The organism is Alteribacillus sp. JSM 102045, assembly GCF_041949975.1.
In the GTDB taxonomy this organism is placed as follows: domain Bacteria; phylum Bacillota; class Bacilli; order Bacillales; family Marinococcaceae; genus Alteribacillus.
The window spans coordinates 1-17218 of record NZ_JBHFQG010000056.1; the positions used below are offsets into that span (position 1 = coordinate 1).

15 protein-coding genes and 1 pseudogene are annotated in these 17218 nt (G+C 37.9%); 7 read left to right on the top strand and 9 right to left on the bottom strand.

The window, feature by feature from the left end; genetic code table 11:
• Window positions 1-177: 177 nt before the first annotated feature.
• The gene (locus ACE1TI_RS20590; RefSeq protein WP_375009402.1) at window positions 178-306 is read right to left on the bottom strand and encodes an anti-repressor SinI family protein; all 129 of its coding nucleotides are present in this window, start codon (window positions 304-306) and stop codon (window positions 178-180) included.
• A gap of 202 nt (window positions 307-508) precedes the next feature.
• On the opposite strand from ACE1TI_RS20590, the gene ACE1TI_RS20595 reads away from it, so the two are divergent.
• On the top strand, window positions 509-874 hold the full coding sequence (locus tag ACE1TI_RS20595; RefSeq protein ID WP_375009415.1) for a class D sortase: 366 nt from the start codon (window positions 509-511) through the stop codon (window positions 872-874).
• A 275-nt stretch (window positions 875-1149) separates the two neighbouring features.
• On the opposite strand, the gene brnQ is transcribed toward ACE1TI_RS20595, so the two are convergent.
• Entirely contained in the window at window positions 1150-2463 is a 1314-nt protein-coding gene (gene brnQ, locus ACE1TI_RS20600; RefSeq protein ID WP_375009403.1) for a branched-chain amino acid transport system II carrier protein, read from the bottom strand.
• Between the two features lie 482 nt (window positions 2464-2945).
• Between brnQ and nhaC the strand changes: the two genes are divergently transcribed.
• Window positions 2946-4337, top strand: coding sequence for a Na+/H+ antiporter NhaC (nhaC, locus tag ACE1TI_RS20605; protein WP_375009404.1), 1392 nt, complete (start codon window positions 2946-2948; stop codon window positions 4335-4337).
• Window positions 4338-4482: 145 nt separating this feature from the next.
• Window positions 4483-4896, top strand: coding sequence for a hypothetical protein (locus tag ACE1TI_RS20610; protein WP_375009405.1), 414 nt, complete (start codon window positions 4483-4485; stop codon window positions 4894-4896).
• Window positions 4897-4947: 51 nt separating this feature from the next.
• On the opposite strand, the gene ACE1TI_RS20615 is transcribed toward ACE1TI_RS20610, so the two are convergent.
• Complete coding sequence (locus ACE1TI_RS20615; RefSeq protein ID WP_375009406.1) at window positions 4948-5889, bottom strand: DMT family transporter; 942 nt, start codon at window positions 5887-5889, stop codon at window positions 4948-4950.
• A 440-nt stretch (window positions 5890-6329) separates the two neighbouring features.
• Entirely contained in the window at window positions 6330-6515 is a 186-nt protein-coding gene (locus ACE1TI_RS20620) for an SE1832 family protein (RefSeq protein ID WP_375009407.1), read from the bottom strand.
• A 216-nt stretch (window positions 6516-6731) separates the two neighbouring features.
• Between ACE1TI_RS20620 and ACE1TI_RS20625 the strand changes: the two genes are divergently transcribed.
• Both ACE1TI_RS20625 and ACE1TI_RS20630 read left to right on the top strand, forming a co-directional pair.
• A complete protein-coding gene (locus tag ACE1TI_RS20625) occupies window positions 6732-7571 on the top strand; it encodes an ABC transporter ATP-binding protein (protein ID WP_375009408.1) in 840 nt (279 codons plus the stop codon).
• Between the two features lie 3 nt (window positions 7572-7574).
• Entirely contained in the window at window positions 7575-8354 is a 780-nt protein-coding gene (locus tag ACE1TI_RS20630) for a hypothetical protein (RefSeq protein WP_375009409.1), read from the top strand.
• A gap of 579 nt (window positions 8355-8933) precedes the next feature.
• On the opposite strand, the pseudogene ACE1TI_RS20635 reads toward ACE1TI_RS20630, so the two are convergent.
• From ACE1TI_RS20635 to ACE1TI_RS20645, 3 genes and pseudogenes are all read right to left on the bottom strand, one after another.
• Window positions 8934-9308, bottom strand: a pseudogene (locus ACE1TI_RS20635) (nuclease-related domain-containing protein); the annotation flags it as partial.
• Window positions 9309-9663: 355 nt separating this feature from the next.
• On the bottom strand, window positions 9664-11700 hold the full coding sequence (locus ACE1TI_RS20640; protein WP_375009410.1) for an iron ABC transporter permease: 2037 nt from the start codon (window positions 11698-11700) through the stop codon (window positions 9664-9666).
• Window positions 11701-11703: 3 nt separating this feature from the next.
• Window positions 11704-12708, bottom strand: coding sequence for an ABC transporter substrate-binding protein (locus tag ACE1TI_RS20645; RefSeq protein ID WP_375009411.1), 1005 nt, complete (start codon window positions 12706-12708; stop codon window positions 11704-11706).
• Window positions 12709-13213: 505 nt separating this feature from the next.
• On the opposite strand from ACE1TI_RS20645, the gene ACE1TI_RS20650 reads away from it, so the two are divergent.
• Entirely contained in the window at window positions 13214-13903 is a 690-nt protein-coding gene (locus ACE1TI_RS20650; protein WP_375009412.1) for an MBL fold metallo-hydrolase, read from the top strand.
• Here ACE1TI_RS20650 and ACE1TI_RS20655 read toward each other — a convergent pair.
• Window positions 13900-14331 (bottom strand): hypothetical protein, encoded by a 432-nt coding sequence (locus ACE1TI_RS20655; protein WP_375009413.1) that lies wholly within the window; start codon window positions 14329-14331, stop codon window positions 13900-13902. The two genes, ACE1TI_RS20650 and ACE1TI_RS20655, sit on opposite strands and share 4 nt — an antisense overlap.
• A 133-nt stretch (window positions 14332-14464) precedes the next feature.
• Between ACE1TI_RS20655 and ACE1TI_RS20660 the strand changes: the two genes are divergently transcribed.
• Window positions 14465-15361: a ketopantoate reductase family protein gene (locus ACE1TI_RS20660; RefSeq protein ID WP_375009416.1), complete on the top strand. Its 897-nt coding sequence runs from the start codon at window positions 14465-14467 to the stop codon at window positions 15359-15361.
• A gap of 44 nt (window positions 15362-15405) precedes the next feature.
• On the opposite strand, the gene ACE1TI_RS20665 is transcribed toward ACE1TI_RS20660, so the two are convergent.
• Entirely contained in the window at window positions 15406-16920 is a 1515-nt protein-coding gene (locus tag ACE1TI_RS20665; protein WP_375009414.1) for an aldehyde dehydrogenase family protein, read from the bottom strand.
• Between the last annotated feature and the right edge of the window lie 298 nt (window positions 16921-17218).

Sequence of the window (17218 nt, forward strand, 5' to 3'; positions counted from 1 at the left end):
GGGAGAGCGAAAGCGTTCCTTGACAAACGCAGCAAATGGGCGATCCTATCTCAAGACAAAAGAAGAGGAAAAAGTTTGATCATCCTAGAAAAAGAGAGTATCTGTCCAAATTCAGGGGGTTAATCCGCGAAAATAAGAAATGTAGAAAAAAGAGATAAATAGAGACTGAGAAAGCAATTACTTTTTTTCCTGTTCTACTAATAAAAAAGTATGGACCTCCTCTGGTGTTAATCCTATTTCTTTGGCTTCAGATATAAGCCCTACCCACTCCTCATCAAGTTTCATATCGTGATTTTTCTCACTCATGAAAGACTTCCCTCTTCCCCTTTTAATTAATATTATCTTTTTCATCTTTTTTCTCTTTTATGTCTGCTCCATTTTTCATATTTAATATATTCTTTTTCGAGAAAAGAGAGGAAATCTCTTCATCAGAAGAAGATACTGATGAAACCCAAGAAAAAAATGATCTATCACTTTCTCAACAATTGGTGTATTGTGAATCCCTGCCATAGAGGCAGAATTTCCGATTGTAGAAGGGGCATCGGAAGAAAATTTACGGACAGCTGCTGGGTATTTGCCAGGCACAGCTTCATTAGGAAAAGAGGGAAACAGTGTTATTGCGGCGCATCGAAGCCATACACACGGACGCATGTTTAATAGACTCGAAGAAATAGAGGCTGGAGAAGAGATTGTAATAGTGAGTGAGACGGGAGAAAAAACGTTTTCGGTTTTTAATAAAACAATAGTTTCTCCTAATGATACATCTGTTTTAAGTCAAGATACAAATGGGGAATCAATTGTAACACTTATTACGTGCACTCCTATGAAAAACCTTACTCACAGTTTGATTGTTCAAGGGAAATATAATGAATAAGGAAGGTTGATTAACATGGTAAGGCTGCAGGAGGGATTTATTATACTTTTCTTTATGGTCGGACGATTAAACTGATTTACTTAAAGAACAATGTATGTGAGCTGCACATTGATGAGAAATATTTAGGCTTATTTCTCCTTTCAATATATAAAGAAGCAAATAAATAATTTAGAAAAACGCGCGAAAAAATTATCAAGGTACAAATTTATGGGAAGAAGCGAAAACGGGAACCATGGTTAATAATTTGGCATAATTACAAAAATGCCCAGCAGAAATTAATCTGTCCGGGCATTTTTTTGTGGAATAAAATTACTAATTATGACTCCTAAAATGGCAGGCCATATCCAGCCAAGTCCGTGATCGAATAATGGCAAATAAAGAAATAGATTATTTAATGAATTATATTCAATTCCTAATTCTCGTAACCCATCATACAGACTGATAATGGCAGCACCTATAACGGCTCCTCTGTAGTGAGATTTGTGCAGAGATACCTTACTTTCTATTAAAGACAGTAATATAAGAATGATGGCAATAGGATAGATAGCTACAAGAACAGGAACTGAAATAGAAATGATAGCATTCAGTCCTAAGTTAGCAACAGCAAAGCTAGCCATAGTAATGACTAAAGTCACTACATTATAACGCGTATTAGGAAAAGTACGGTGAAAATATTGTCCGCAAGCCGTTACCAGGCCTACACACGTCGTTAAACAAGCAAGAGTGACAATGACTCCCAACAGCAGTGCTCCAGTCATACCAAAAGTTTGGTCTGCAGCAAACGTAAGAATTTCACTTCCATTCTCAAACATTTGCTCCGGGGCACTTTGCACACCTAACCAGCCAATGGATACATAAACGGCTGCCAGACCGATTCCAGCAATTATTCCAGCTGCAGAAGCTGTTCGAAGAATCAATGTTTTATTATTTATACCCCGTTCTTTAACAGCAGAGACAATAACAAGGCCAAAGGCTAACGCAGCAATAGCATCCATTGTAAGGTATCCCTCTAAAATTCCGCTTGTTAATGCATTATTAGTATACTCTTCTCCTGGTGCTTGACCTCCAGTAACAAAGCCGCTCAATGCACTGCCAGCAACTAACAAAACGATGGCAATAAGCAGAACAGGTGTAATGACATTACCAATTCGCTTTACTAGTTTAGATGGATTAAGACTAAGCCAGTACACAATAATAAAAAACAAAATGGAATACATAAATAAAGCCGTATCATAGACATGTTCGGAAAGAAACGGCATGGCTCCCATTTCAAACGAAACATTCATTGCTCTTGGAATGCCAAAAAATGGACCGATAGCAAGATATAAAATAAAAGTGAAAATAAGGGCAAAAGGAGAGCTGACACGTTTTGCAATCGTTTCAAAGCTGCTGCCGCTAAGAGCAATGGCTATCACTCCAAGTACAGGAAGCCCCACACCTGTGATGACAAAACCAATAATAGCTATCCAGTAATTTGTCCCGGCTTCTTGCCCTAGAAAAGGAGGGAAAATTAAATTTCCGGCTCCAAAGAATAACGCAAAAAGCATTAATCCAATGAAAAATGTATCTTTTCTATTTATTTGTTTCAATTTTGATGACCTCCAGCTGTTCTTCTACGATGAAGTATTATTCCCAAAACCTCTATTATCCTAACGCTGAACAAATCTTTTGTAAAGAAAAAGTTTTCGGAAAAAATATGTTAGAAGCAGGCTTTGAAAAGAAAGTATATAATTTTGCGTTTCAATGTCCAGCTTCAGCGCCGAGCCTCTCGGGGTTAAATAACCTCCAGGGAAATAAAGGCAAAAAGCGCCTTTATTGCCTGAAGAACATTTACCTACGAGGGCTTCCAAGGAGGGGAGTCAGTTCGGCATTGTCACAGGACGTGGGAACTTAGTCGAACATCATTTAAAAAAGGGCCTTGTGTGCTTTTCTTATTGACAATGGAACCATTTACGATTACCTTAAACAAAGTGAAGCTTTTACTTTATTACTAAAAAGCGTTCAAGCGATTAAGTGCGTTTGAGTTATATCAATATATTTTATTTTTTTATTTCATCTAGGAGGAACCTTTATGGAGGAGAAGTATATTAAACCTGCCATTTCGAAGATAGAAGCGATGATTGTATTAGTAAGTATTTTACTTATCATCGGGGTAAGTTTGATTCGTTTTGAAGCACCCCCGCATATCCCTATATTTATCTCGATTATTTTACTAGTTGGTTACTCATTTATAAAAAAAGTCAGCTGGAAATTTACAGAAAAAGGAATTGTCGATGGAGTGACTTCTGGAATTATTCCAATTCTTATTTTTATTTTGATAGGTGTCCTTATTAGTATCTGGATTACTGCAGGTACTATACCTACATTGATTTACTACAGCTTTCAACTGATTTCAACTGAATTTTTCCTGCCAAGTGTATTTGTCGTAACCGCAGTTATTGGTGTATGTATTGGAAGTTCCTTTACTACAGCTTCTACAATTGGAGTTTCCTTTATGGCGCTTGGCGGACTGCTCGGTATGAATCCGGCGATGACTGCCGGAGCTGTAGTGTCCGGGGCTTTATTAGGAGACAAAATGTCCCCATTATCCGATACGACAAACCTGGCATCCTCCGTGTCGAAAGTAGATTTGTTCGAGCATATCCGCCATATGATGTGGACAACTATACCGATGTTTGTCATTTCTCTCATTGTTTATTTTGCAATCGGCCACACTTCATCTGACGCACAAACGGATACCATTATTGGTTTAATGAATGAATTATACGGATATTATTCTGTTCATCCGCTCACGCTTTTGCCTGCAGCCATTATTGTGTTTTTAGCTCTTCGAAAAGTATCGGCTATACCAGCAATGATTGCTGGTATTGTATCTGGCATTGCAGTAGCGGTAATTATGCAGCCTGGATTTGGAATTGGCGATTATATGGTGTTTATGCAGGATGGATTTACATCTAAGTCTGGAAATGAACAGCTCGATGAGATGTTAAGCCGCGGAGGCATTCAAGAAATGATGTGGCCTGTATCCTTATTAATTCTAACGTTAAGCATGGGTGGTCTGCTTTCTAAGCTTGGCATTATTGAAAAGGTTTTAGAGGCGATTTCATCCTTAGTAAAGACAACAGGCAGGCTTGTTCTTTCCACAGCTTTAACGGGAATTGGGATAAATATATCCCTTGGCGAGCAATATATGTCTGTTATATTAACCGGAGAAGCCTTTGAACAAAAATATCAACAAATAGGACTGGCCAGAAAAAATTTATCAAGAGTACTAGAGAATGCAGGAACACTTATTAACCCATTAATTCCTTACGGAGTAAGCGGGGTATTTATGACAAGCGTTCTTGAAGTGGACGTTTTGCAATATCTTCCATACGCGTTTTTCTGCCTTTTAGGCCCTGTAATTGTAACTATATACGGTTTCACAGGTCTCAGTATGGTGAAAAATAAAGATAATGAATAAAACAATGCATTCCTTCACCGATTTTAGTGATAAACGCCATTTCTCTGACTATAATAGTAAAGAGTAATTATGGTCTATAATCAGAAAATGTGGTATAGGTCTTTTAACAGCCTGTGACGCTTCTTAGAGAAAAAGGAGGAGGCCTATGTTGATCACCATGGAGGACGAATTAATTTATTTTTATTTTCAAGCAAAAGCATCAGCATCTCTGCCCATTGGCACATATCCGGATGTTAATGGGTATTTACTTTATGACCAAAAAGGACACTGGCTTGGCTACCGTATGTTTCGAACTGTACAAGGCAAAAATCAGGTTCCTGTTTCTATTCCAAAAATACGAAAAATCGATTATCCGATTTTTAATGCAAGTATTGAAGACGGAAAAGATTATATTGAAATAAAATTTGATAAAGATACTCCTGTGTATAAAATGAGACAACAAGAGTGTATGCTCGATTTTAATGAACATGGTCTATTCGGAATAGAAGTAATTAGAAAACCTGAAAATCCAGCTGGGAACAGCAATTTAGTGGGAAAGTTTCTTGAACCAGACATATAACGAATGAAATGCACATAGGCAAGTCTTAAAAAAACTTGATATGTGCATTTTTCATTTAACTGCTTTATGTTCTTTCAATCCTTTAGAAAAGCGAAGTCGTTTAATACCAGCCTGGCTTATGAAAATACCCATTAAAATAAAGAAAGCACCTACAATCATAGATAAGGTTAGCTCTTCTGCTAACAGAAAATGACCAAACAGTACACCAAAGACAGGAACAAGTAATGTAGAGATAGTTACGGTGACGGTATTAATTACACTTAATAGGTAATACCAAATAGAAAAACATAAGGAAGAAGCAATCACCCCTGTGAAAAGAAGCGAAAAAATACTTTCTCCATTCCACTGAACGGTTTGTCCACTTTCAAATATAAATGCGGTGCATGCTAAGCCTAGTGAACCTATTATCATTTGAAAGGCAGTCACAGATAATTGGTTCGAGCCAGCAAGGTTTAATCGAAAATAAATGTTCGCTGCTGCCCAGCAAAGAGAAGCTGCTAAAATAAGAAGAATTCCAATTGTGTTCTGCCATGTTGCCTGCTCAAAAAGATCTGCTCCAATGATAAAAGATAATCCGGAAATACCGAGTAATAACCCGGAAACATTTTTTCTCGTTACGGTTTCTTTTAAGAAAAGAGCTGCAAGAACACTAGACCAAATCGGCATGGTATATAAAATAATGGAAGTTTTTCCAGCATCTACGAATAACATAGCGTATGTAATTAATCCAAAAACAGCAAAAGTTTGGAGAATCCCTAATATAATAATATGTCTCCATTTTAAAGTGTATAAGCTTTTCCACGTTCCTTTTTTAAAAACAAAAAGAAATAAAAGAAGAAACACACCTCCAATAGCAAATCGCAGAAAGGAAAAAGTGAAAGGTCCCATATGTTGAAGACCTATCTTCATAAGAGACCAAGAGTACCCCCAAGATACAGCCAAAAACAGAATACTTATTGGTATGAGTGCTCGATTTATTTTAGTTAAGTTCATTCTTTTTCATCCCATTCTATAAAACTTTCACAAATAATAGAAAAGTGATTGACATAAGATAAGCTGGTATAGAAAATAACAAAGGAGAGATTTTTTAGTGAAATTATCAATTTTATAATATAAAAATATGAGGAGAGAAGTATTGTGTTTCAAAGATTTTTAGTTGCCTGTTTAATAATGATCGCCACTATTTTTGTAATCATCTATTTAAATGAGAATGCAAATAATTATTCTTTTGGGATTATTCTTTCACATTAATTGAAATGTCTTATGAGCTATAAAGCAAAAAATATCGGAAAAAGGTCTCAATGGCTCCTCGTTTAAAATAGTACACGGTAAGTTAGACAGAGGTACCTTAGTTACTTCTCTGTCTTTATCGCAACACTAAAAGGAGCCGCTCCGAGACTTTTGAACAGCTCCATTCTATATTTCTATGTAAATCAAATCTTCCCCTTTACTGCCAGTTGTTGATTAATAGTTTGAATTTCTTTTTCAATTGCTTCAAGCTCATTTGAAGCAGCTGCTGCATTGCCGCCAACTGACTCTAACTTCTCAATATCTCCTTGAACCCGCACATAATCCGCTTTTAACATTTGTAATTTACTTTCCATTTCGGCATGGTCCATATTTTCACCTCTTCTGATTATTCATTAAGGGAAAGGTATCATACATGCTTTACTTTCTCAAATGAATTTTCAATTTTATTTATGAGGAAAAAATTTTCAAAAAACTTCATATATGATATTGATATTTATTCTCAAACCCTTTATAATTTTAAATGAAAATGATTATCAATGTTATCATAGATGAGTACACGAGAGACAGCGAAAGGGGTTTGAGACGTGTCAAAACTTACCACACAACATATAGCCGTCTCCTATAACGAAAATACGATTCTAAAAGATATGAACATAGAAGTACCAGAAGGAATGATTACATCTATTATCGGGCCAAATGGCTGCGGAAAGTCTACCCTTTTAAAAACAATGGCTCGAATTTTGAAACCGGACCAAGGAGCAGTTTATTTGAATGGACGAAGCATCCATGAAATGAAAACAAAAGCAGTTGCAAAAGAAATGGCTATCCTTGCCCAAACCCCGGATATTCCTCAAACTTTGACAGTGTCTCAGCTTGTGGCGTTTGGCCGATATCCACACCGCCGCGGGACCGGCCGGTTGACTGCAAGTGATAAAGAAGCTATCGAGCAGGCTATTGATGATACGGGAATGAGTGACTATAAAGATAGGCCTCTTGAAGCATTATCGGGCGGCCAGAGACAAAGAGCCTGGATCTCCATGGCTTTGGCTCAAGAAACCGAAGTGCTTCTTTTGGATGAACCAACCACATATTTGGATATGGCACATCAATTAGAAATTTTAGAGCTGCTTCAAGAATTAAATGAAAAAGAAAAACGCACCATTGTCATGGTTATTCATGACTTGAATCATGCAGCACGTTTTTCTGATCATTTAATTGCTATGAAAAAAGGGGAAGTACAGCATATTGGTTCTCCTGCTGAAGTGATCAGCAAACCCGTTCTTCGCCGCGTGTTTGGTATTGATGCATACGTGGTAACAGACCCTCGTACAGGAAAGCCTCTTTGTATGACTTATGATCTGGTCGATCGTCATTTAGAATCTGTACCTAATTCAGATATCCAAACTCAAATAGCGAGGGTTTAAAAAATGGCTATAGTACTTACGAAAGAATCCAAGTCAAGAATATACGACACGTTTTCCGTAAGACAACACGAGCCGGCCGCCTATGAAATGGTTTATACACCAGCGGAGTGGCTGCAGCCGCATTCTTTAACTCACTTTATTAATAATTATGGCACGTTCATTCAAGCGCCAACCCCTGATATGACAGCGACATTTTGGGCCAACCGTTATAGTCGTTATATTGCTTTTGTTCATTGGGCGATCGTCAAGGGCTGGGACGTAGAGACCTCCTTGGAAAAATTGAAAGTCTATTTCTTGGTACGTCCCGACAGAACAGAACCAGCCTTTGAATTTTATTCCGCTTTTGAAGAAGAAAATAAATGCAAAAATAGAAATAGCAGACAAGAAAGACTTTCGGCTTTTTATCGAAATCACGCTGCGCCATTAGTACATTCATTTGCAGCGGCGGCCGGTTTGCGGACACGTGAGCTGTGGGGACAGGTATACCACGCCGTACCGTATTTTATTGACTTGTCCAAAGTAACAGAATCACCAGACATACAAAGCCGTTTAAACGATGATTGGTATTTTATTACAAAGGAAGCATCACCATTTATTTTTCGGGAAATAAAGTTTCCGTTTCAGTATAAAGTTATCCCTATTCCCAACCCGGCGGATGATAAACCGATGTATACAAAGCCAACATGCTGTTTAGCTTTTAAAGCTTCCGACTGCTATTGTTACCGCTGTCCAAGAATGAAACCAGCACAGCGTCAGGAATTATATGAACAAAAGAAAAAATAAGAGCAGACTCGAAAGTGTTTATCTTTCGATCCGCTCTTATTTTTATGGATAATACAAGAAAGAAAAATCCTCTTTTAGAGGAGGGATCGGTCGCCGGTCGCCAAGAGTGTGCGTTAGAGCCACGAAAAGCCGAAAAGCGAGGTAGTATTGTCACCAAGAGGGAAAGAAAGTCAAACACGATGTAATAAAAAAGGGGATCTACGACTCACATTTATTTATCAATATAATATGAATGCTGACCATAACCACAGCGTTTGTATTTATTCGATAACGATCTTCTAATTGTTTTTTGACCGAATAATATTACACCACTCATAAATAGCATTAGTTGTAACTTTTGAATTCGGAAAAAGCAGCTTGAATACCAACACGTTCCTTAAAATAGCAGTCCCCATGGTTTCTGTTCGGCCACATGCTTGACATAATAATTTTTTGGGAGTGTAAGTGAGAAAAGAAGAGCAAGATGCACAAAGGATTCCTTTCTAAGTTGTTGATAATCATAACGAGTTAGGCGAGTGAATGGATAAACATCTATGTGACGGAATAATAATTTTTCAGCGAGATGTTTACGACTTTTATTTATAGTTCTAAGTGTAACTTTATAAATTTATTAATTTGAGTTGGGAAGATTATAGGTAAAGTTGGGGAAGCTTGATATAACGTGAACTCACTATTGATAAAAATAAGATATGCTTTTAAGGGGAGATTTGATCTGAGGCTTTGAAATAATGTTCTGAGTAAGGAGGCGCTGCGCTTCATTTGAAGTAAAGGATTCTTTATTTCGGCACCAGAAATGCTATGCCACTGATCACCATCAATATAAAAATCGCCTGCATAGTTTTTTACTTCGAAAAGGTAAACAGTATTTTGAGAGATTAATAGTGAATCAATTTGAAATATCGTATTATTAACTTCCAGCAACAAATCATTTAAAATAAGCCAGTCATCAGAAAGCTTTTCTAGCCACCCATCAAATTTTTATTCACCTTCAAACCCCTTTACCGCATTCCAATAGTACTGTTTGTTCTTATCTGATAAATTCGTTCGTGCATTTAATTGTTTAAAATCTTTAGTTCTCTAGACGTATATCGAGGTTTTATTAGCATATCCACCTTCCTATCTACCTTTATTCTCGTAAACTAATGTTATGTCAGATCAACAAATTTCACAAGATTAATACAGGACCTTCCTAAATATGTCATACAATATTACAATGGAAGGTCCTATTTTAATTTTTTAGCTCAAAATCCGCTTGGCTCTTCTCTTGGGATTCACTTACTTCCGGTAAGAATGATCTCCTCAAATGGCTTTATGATTTCTTAGGTGTTTTACTCATAAGCCATAGAAAAAATGGAGCACCGATGACAGCTGCAACAAGGCCGGAAGGAATTTCTTTTGGAGCTAACACCATACGCCCAGCTGTATCAGCGATTACTAAAAGAACGGCTCCGAGCAATAGAGATACCGGCAGTATTTTTCGATGATCGTGACCAGTTAATAAACGGGCCAGGTGTGGAGCAACCAGGCCGATGAAGCCGATGGTGCCTACAGCTGCCACAGCCATAGAAGCAGAAAAAGTAGCGAGCAGGGCTGCAAACCATCGAACTGTAATCGTTCGCACTCCTAGTCCGATAGCAGTTTGATCGCCAAGAGACAGTATGTTTAGTTTATTCATAAATATAGCACTTAAAGGAAGCAGTATTATTACCGGCCAAAGTAGAAACTGCTGCAATTCGGAAAAACCGGATGCATACGTGCTGCCAGATAACCATGTTAAAGCAGAAGCTGCATTCATGTTTGATCGTGTGATTAAAATCTGCGTAATAGCACCTCCGGCTGCCGAAACACCGATTCCCATAAGAGCCAGAACAGCCGGTTGAAATTGTGTTTTCCAGGAAAAAAACAAAACAATTCCTACTGTTACAAATGCACCTGCAATGGCGCCAATTGGTATCCATGCAGCAGAAAATCCTGACAATAAGAACATAACGGCGAGTGCCCCTACCCCAGCACCGGAAGTAACCCCAATAATAGAAGGATCAGCTAGCGGATTACGTAAAATTCCCTGAAAAAGCAGACCACTTAAGGCAAGAAGCATGCCAGCCAACATCGCCGCAAGCACTCTTCCTAAGCGGAGATCAAAAACAATAAATTTCTGACCGGAAGATTCATCTGAAAAAAGAGCATTCCATGTAGAGATGAATTCAAAACCATCTCCGCCCCCAGCGAGCCCGCTAAAAAATGAAATAATAAGCAGCAGCAACGCCCCAATTACCACGCTGGAATAGGGGAGATTGAATAACAAGCTGCTAGGAGATAATGAATCTTTTCTGCCAGTTCCTAAAAAGCGATTTCTGTTCTTTAAAATCAGCCAAATAAGCCACGGCGCTCCAATAAGTGCAGTGATTGATCCAACTGGAAGTTCGGTAAGGGAAGGGTCAAGATAGCGGCCCAGCACATCTGCTCCTATTAAAATATTAGCACCCCAAAGCATAGAAGCAGGAATCAACATACCATGAAGCTGATAACCTGCCAATTTCATTAAATGAGGGGCAATAAGTCCGATAAAAGCAATTGGACCCACTACACTTACTACAAGAGCTGTCAATCCTACAGCAGAAAAAAACATTAGAACCTGAACAAGTCTTACCCTTTCACCTAGTGTCTTAGCTTGATCTTCTCCGAGCAGCAGCAGATCCATCTTTTTTCCAATCCATAGGACGACTAGTGATATGAAAGCTACCCATGGGAGAGAAAAAGTGACTCCATTCCAGTCCTGCTGCACTAATGTACCGTTTCCCCAAAGGAAAAGTCCGGCTGTTTCGTATTCAAAAAATATTTGCAAGGTAGAAGTGAATGAAGTAAACATCAACGTAAGCACCATACCTGCTAAAGCCATTCGAACAGGAGTTGCAGTATGGCCTCCAGCTAATAGAAAAACGAGCACGGCTGCAAACGTTCCGCCTAAAAATGCTAACAAAAATCCGCTTCCGCCAAGCCATGAAGGTCCAAATATAGTACCGGCTACAACGAAAAAATAGGCACCTGAATGTACTCCAAGTGTGCTCGGAGAGGCGAGCGGGTTTTTTGTTAAGGTTTGAAAGATAACACCGGCTGCTGCCAAAGCAGAACCGGCTATTATTCCAATGACTATCCTAGGTAAGTATATAGATTGAACAATATTATGCTGAAGGGAGTCTCCCTTATTCCATATCGCTTCCCACACAATGTGAAAAGGTATATCGCGGGAGCTTTGCATTAAATGAAAGGCAATAAGAAAAAGCAAGAGGGCTGTCCCTCCACCGAATATAAGGACAGCCTTCTGTTTGTCAGATAAAGATTTCATAAATTACTCTCCTATAAGAGCCTCCGCAGCTTGTTCTGCAAATACTTCAGCGGCTAACGGCCCGCCAAAAGTCCAAGTGTCTCCAGGTAATGCATGGGTACGGTCTTCTTTTACGAAGTTTAAGTTCTCCCATACTGGATTACCGCTAAGCTGATTCTCAAAAACATTATCGTCCTCTTGAACAATATACATAAACTCAGCATCTTGATAAGGCTCCAGGCTTTCTACACTAGTTTCTGTGTAACCATATACTTCAAATTCTTCGTCATCATAAGCATTTTCTAATCCGATATTATTTAATATTTTTATAGCCATAGAGTTATCTGTAAATAGACGAAGAGAAGCATTTTCATTCGCACTGAAAGCTTGAGATAAGACGAGCTCTGTGCCATCCAACCCTTCTTCACTTAATTGGGATGCAATTTCTTCATAAGATTCATCTAAATCAGCAAGCACTTTATCAGCTTCCTCTTCTTTATCTACAGCTTTTGCAATTTCTTTAAACGTCGTCTCCATTTCTTCATATTGATCACCTTCTCCTTCCTCAGGATAAGGCTCAAACATGAGAGTAGGAGCAATTTCATTAAGCTCGTCACTAATGGCTTCATGTCTGTATTGCGCTGTAATAATAAGGTCTGGTTCTAACTGTGCAATTTCTTCTAAGCTGGGTTCTTGCCGTGTCCCAACATCGGTAACATTTTCGGAAAGTTCTGGTTCAATATTAACCCATTGATTATATCCCTCTATGTCTGCCACACCAGTTGGTTCTACTCCTAAAGCCAGCAGATCTTCTGCATACACCCATTCTAGCACAACAATGTTTTCAGGTGTTTCCTCAATTTCCTGTTCACCGCGAGCATCTTCTACAGTAATTGTTTCATTTTCTGCAGATTTCTGCTCTTCATTATTATTTTCTTCGGAATTACCATCTTCAGAATCTTCTTGGCTGCAACCGATAATAACAAGCATAAGCAGCATGCTTAAGATAAGTATGTAACTTTTTTTCATATGATACCACCCTTTATTTTATTGAAAAAGATTCTCATTATCAGTAAAAATGATACTATGGAAATGACGAAGCGTCAATAGAATTTTTCATACTGTTACGAAACAAAACATGACTGGTCAACAGTACTATAAAAAAACATTTGACTAATTATTCTGAATTTTTGTATACTTAAACCAAGATACAGTTTGAATATTTCCATAACAGGGAACATATATTTAACCAACACTAGAGGACCACACCCTGACAAATTTTGAGCAGGAGGGATTCAAGATGGTCGTTGAACTGGTAGCTATTATTGGTTTAGCATTCGGGTTAATTTTTTCAAGTGTTGTCATGGCACTTACACTTTTAAAACAGGCATCCACAAAAGATAGATAATAAAGTTGTTTTATCTATGGGGTTTGGGACGTATGAGTTTCCAGACCCTGTTTTTATGTGCTTGAAAAGAGAAGGTAAAACCCGTAAGGAACACGAAATAAAAAGAAAAAGGAAGGAGCGTTTAAGTTGAAGGTTAAGCAAATCTCAGATCACATATATAAAGTGGAAGCTTGGTTTGGTGTGAAAATAAGTGCATGGGCAGTGAAAACCGATAAAGGTTCTATTTTAGTGGATACAGGGATGAATTTTATGACTTCTTCCTTACTCAAATTGGCTAAAGAGTATGGACCGCTTCAAATGATTTTATTGACTCACGGTCATATGGATCACACAAACGGTATTTCATCTATACTAAAAAAAGATAAAGTACCCGTATATGCTCATGAACAAGAAATTCTATATATGGAAGGAGATCTTATCTATCCCAGAAGAAAAAAGCCGGAATATTTGGTTAAAAAGGGAGTGGTAAAAAGGATTCCTTCAGATGAAGCAGGTAATTTACATACGATGATGGGGCTGACTCCTTATTTTACGCCAGGACATTCACCAGGTCACACAGTTTTCTATCATGACCAGGATGATGTGCTCTTATGCGGAGATTTATTTACTTCCAAAAAAGGAGAGCTTTCTCCTCCAATTAAAGCTTTTACAGCTGATATGGAGCAAGCAGTAGAGAGCGGAAGAATAGTAAAAAGCCTGGCACCCCGGCTTGCTTCCATATGTCATGGAAATGATGTGGAGTATCCAGGCTCTAAATATAAATTATATGAGCAAAGGTATGGAAGGAATAATAAAACCTTGTACAATCCTCTTTAAAGTAAAAAACGAAAATATATTAATATAAAAAGGTAAAAAACTAATAATAAAATAGAAAAAATCATAATTCCCCACATATAAGGCAGTTTCACATATTTAGACTGTTTTTTTATGGTGACTGCCGACAGAGTAAAAGATATAAATAACGCACCTAAAAGGAAAAAAATAAACCATTCCGCCACTTGCTCCCACGGAAGGAAATAAACAAAAGGCATGAGGGTTAATACGGCGCAAATGACCGCAAAAGCAATTAATGAAGCACGGTAAAGTCTATTATCCATTTTAGATTCTTTTACCTGTCTTCTTCGTTCCATCCGGCTGAGCGCGTCCATTGGATCAGCTTTTGCTGCTGCGGCGAACCAGCGCTTATACCATTTATCAAACAATACCTTTGGATGCAGGGAACGAAAATTAAATTTCATATTCATATTTACTCTCCTAAGGAATGCTAGAATTGAGGTACTCATGGGATATTTGCATTTATTATGATAACATACGAGACAAATAGATACAGAGGAGGTTAACTATGCATATTGTCGTGTATGGAGCAGGGCTTTAGGAATATATTTCGGAGGACGGTTCCTTGAAGCCGGCCATCATGTTTCCTTTTTTGTCAGGGAAAAACGTGCAGAACAGCTGCAAAAAGAAGGCTTGAAAATTAACAGCGTTAAGGGGAATTACGAGCAGAAGGATATATCAATACATACAGCTCCAGAAACAATTAATAATGCTGATATAATATTATTAGCTGTTAAGGGCTATCATCTAGAACAAGCTGTCTCTCAAATAAAAGAAATTTCTAAAAGAACCCGGGCTTTTATTTTACCTCTTATGAATGGTGTGGAGCATATTAATAGATTACAAGAAGCTGCTGGGAAAGAAAGAGTGCTCGGTGGACTTGCTTTTATTATTGCTACCCTGAACGAGAAAGGCCACGTTAAGCATACGAGCAAACAGCATGACATTCTTTTTGGTCCGCTGCATGAAAGCCAGCATGAAATATGTGAAAAATTAGAAAAAACAAGTAAAAATATCAATTCGAACAGCTTTAAAAAAGAGGATATATTAACACAAATATGGAAAAAGTATATGTTTATTACTGCTTTTTCAGGGATTACATCAACGGTACAAGCCCCAATAGGTCCGATTATGAAGTCAAAGGCTTCTTTAAAAACGGCCAAAAAATCTCTTCAAGAAATGAAGGATTTATCTATTAAAGAAGGAGTAAGCTTAACAGATAAGGATGTGGAACAAGCATTTACACAATTAAAAAGCTTTCCAGCGGATGCTACCTCTTCTATGCATCAAGATTTGAGAAAAGGATACCCATTGGAAGTAGAACATATACATGGCGGTGCGCTTCGTATTGCATCTAAACACAACGTGACGCTGCCGGTAATTGAGACCCTTTACGGAATCATAAAAGTACGTGAAGAAGGTGCTGTTGACATGGACTGATGCCACAAAAGCGGTTCCCGACAACATTCAGGAACCGCTTTTTCTTATTTTTTAATTAAATTCATATATGATTGGACAAAAATTTTCCAGTTACGCTGTTTTCCCCAATAGCTTTCTACAAGATCTTTAAATATCGAATACTTTCCTATGGGGAACCAATTTATTTCATTGTCTGATGTTCCTTTGTTTGCCATAACAGAAGTTTCGATACAAAAAGACCGTATTCCTTCGCTTCCATGATATTTACCTATTCCGCTTTGTTTTACTCCACCATACGGAAGGTAAAAGTTAGCGACGGTTGTCATCACATCATTAATCGAAACAGAGCCCGTTATTAATTGACTTGCTGCGCGTTCTCCTTTATTCAAATCCTGGGTAAATACACTTGCCCCTAATCCATATTTTGTATTATTAGCCAAATCGACTGCTTCTTCTTCTGTATCGAATACAGCTATTGGCATAACTGGGCCAAATGTTTCTTCTTTCATTATTTTCATGTCTTCTCTTATTCCGGTCAGGATAACAGGTTCAATAAAAGAAGAGTTTTCTTCTGAATCTCCAGGAGCTTTCCCTGTTTCTAAAACAGCACCTTCATCTAATGCTTCTTGAACTTGTTTTTTTACTTTATTAACCTGACGTTTTGTTGTCATAGCTCCTACATCTGCATCATCGCTATGGCCTTGTCTTATCTTAGCAGTTTCTTGTTTTACCTTTTGCAGAAATTGATTATATATACCAGCCTGCACATAGACTCTTTCTATCGAAAGACAAATTTGACCGCTGTTGTTAAACGCTCCCCATACTGCAGCTTTTGCTGCCCGGTTGAGGTTAGCATCTTCGTATACGATCATGGCATCTTTTCCGCCAAGCTCTAAAGTAGTAGGGGTAAGATTTTTTGAAGCTTGGGCTTGAATACTCTTCCCTGTGTCTTCAGAGCCTGTAAAATGGATGTAGTCCGGCTTTCCTTTTGTTAATGACTGACCGAGTTCTTTTCCGCCTAAGACAACTTGTACTACGTTTTCAGGGAAAAGGTTCATCAGGTGCTGGAGCAGAACCCCTACCATGGAAGTTTCTTCGGAAGGTTTTATTATAACGGTATTGCCGGATACCAATGCTTCAACAATGGGAGAAATTGCTAATTGAAAAGGGAAATTCCATGGTGAAATAATAAGTACGCTTCCCCGGGGTTTTCTTACAATATAAGAACTTTTCCCCATAAAATGCACGGGAGTTTTTACTTTTTCTTTTGCAAGAATGGTGGGAGCTTCTTTTTCAATATGCCTTATGGCTTCTGCTGCTGCCATTACTTCTGTTAATAGTGCATCAGTCTTTGTTTTTCCAGTTGAAGCAGCAATGATATCTGTGATTTCATTTTGTAGATCAACAATAATATCACGGAGCTGCGTTAAATAAGAAAGCCGTTTTTGTAACGGTAATTTAGACCAACTTTCAAATGCATTGCGGCTGTTTTCATAGATTTCGTTTACTTCATGAGGTACTGTTTCACTATAATTACCAATTTGTCTTCCATCTTTCGGAGAAGTTGCTAAACGGCTCATAAGTTTACCCCTTTCTGATTAGCTTTTTTTCAATCTTTTAGCTTTCATAACTGGTAAATTTCAGCTTAAGAGGAGACTTAATTTTTACCTTCCTTTTCTGCTTCAAAGTTAAACTTTTCTAGCCACATAAAATAAAGGTTCTATGTCAAATGTTGGGGTAGGAGTGCCTTGCTCCTACTCCTTTATCCTACTTGAAATTCCGTTATTTTATATTGGTGATGTAATAAGACACGTAACCTTAAACGATCATAACGCTTGAAGCCAAAAGCGTTTCGTTTAATCACCTTTGTTTGATTGT

Coding starts and splice junctions, on each gene's coding strand:
- ACE1TI_RS20590 (WP_375009402.1), bottom strand. CDS start 306: ATGAGTGAGAAAAATCACGATATGAAACTTGATGAGGAGTGGGTAGGG.
- nhaC (WP_375009404.1), top strand. CDS start 2,946: ATGGAGGAGAAGTATATTAAACCTGCCATTTCGAAGATAGAAGCGATG.
- ACE1TI_RS20610 (WP_375009405.1), top strand. CDS start 4,483: ATGTTGATCACCATGGAGGACGAATTAATTTATTTTTATTTTCAAGCA.
- ACE1TI_RS20615 (WP_375009406.1), bottom strand. CDS start 5,889: ATGAACTTAACTAAAATAAATCGAGCACTCATACCAATAAGTATTCTG.
- ACE1TI_RS20620 (WP_375009407.1), bottom strand. CDS start 6,515: ATGGACCATGCCGAAATGGAAAGTAAATTACAAATGTTAAAAGCGGAT.
- ACE1TI_RS20630 (WP_375009409.1), top strand. CDS start 7,575: ATGGCTATAGTACTTACGAAAGAATCCAAGTCAAGAATATACGACACG.
- ACE1TI_RS20640 (WP_375009410.1), bottom strand. CDS start 11,700: ATGAAATCTTTATCTGACAAACAGAAGGCTGTCCTTATATTCGGTGGA.
- ACE1TI_RS20645 (WP_375009411.1), bottom strand. CDS start 12,708: ATGAAAAAAAGTTACATACTTATCTTAAGCATGCTGCTTATGCTTGTT.
- ACE1TI_RS20655 (WP_375009413.1), bottom strand. CDS start 14,331: ATGAATATGAAATTTAATTTTCGTTCCCTGCATCCAAAGGTATTGTTT.
- ACE1TI_RS20665 (WP_375009414.1), bottom strand. CDS start 16,920: ATGAGCCGTTTAGCAACTTCTCCGAAAGATGGAAGACAAATTGGTAAT.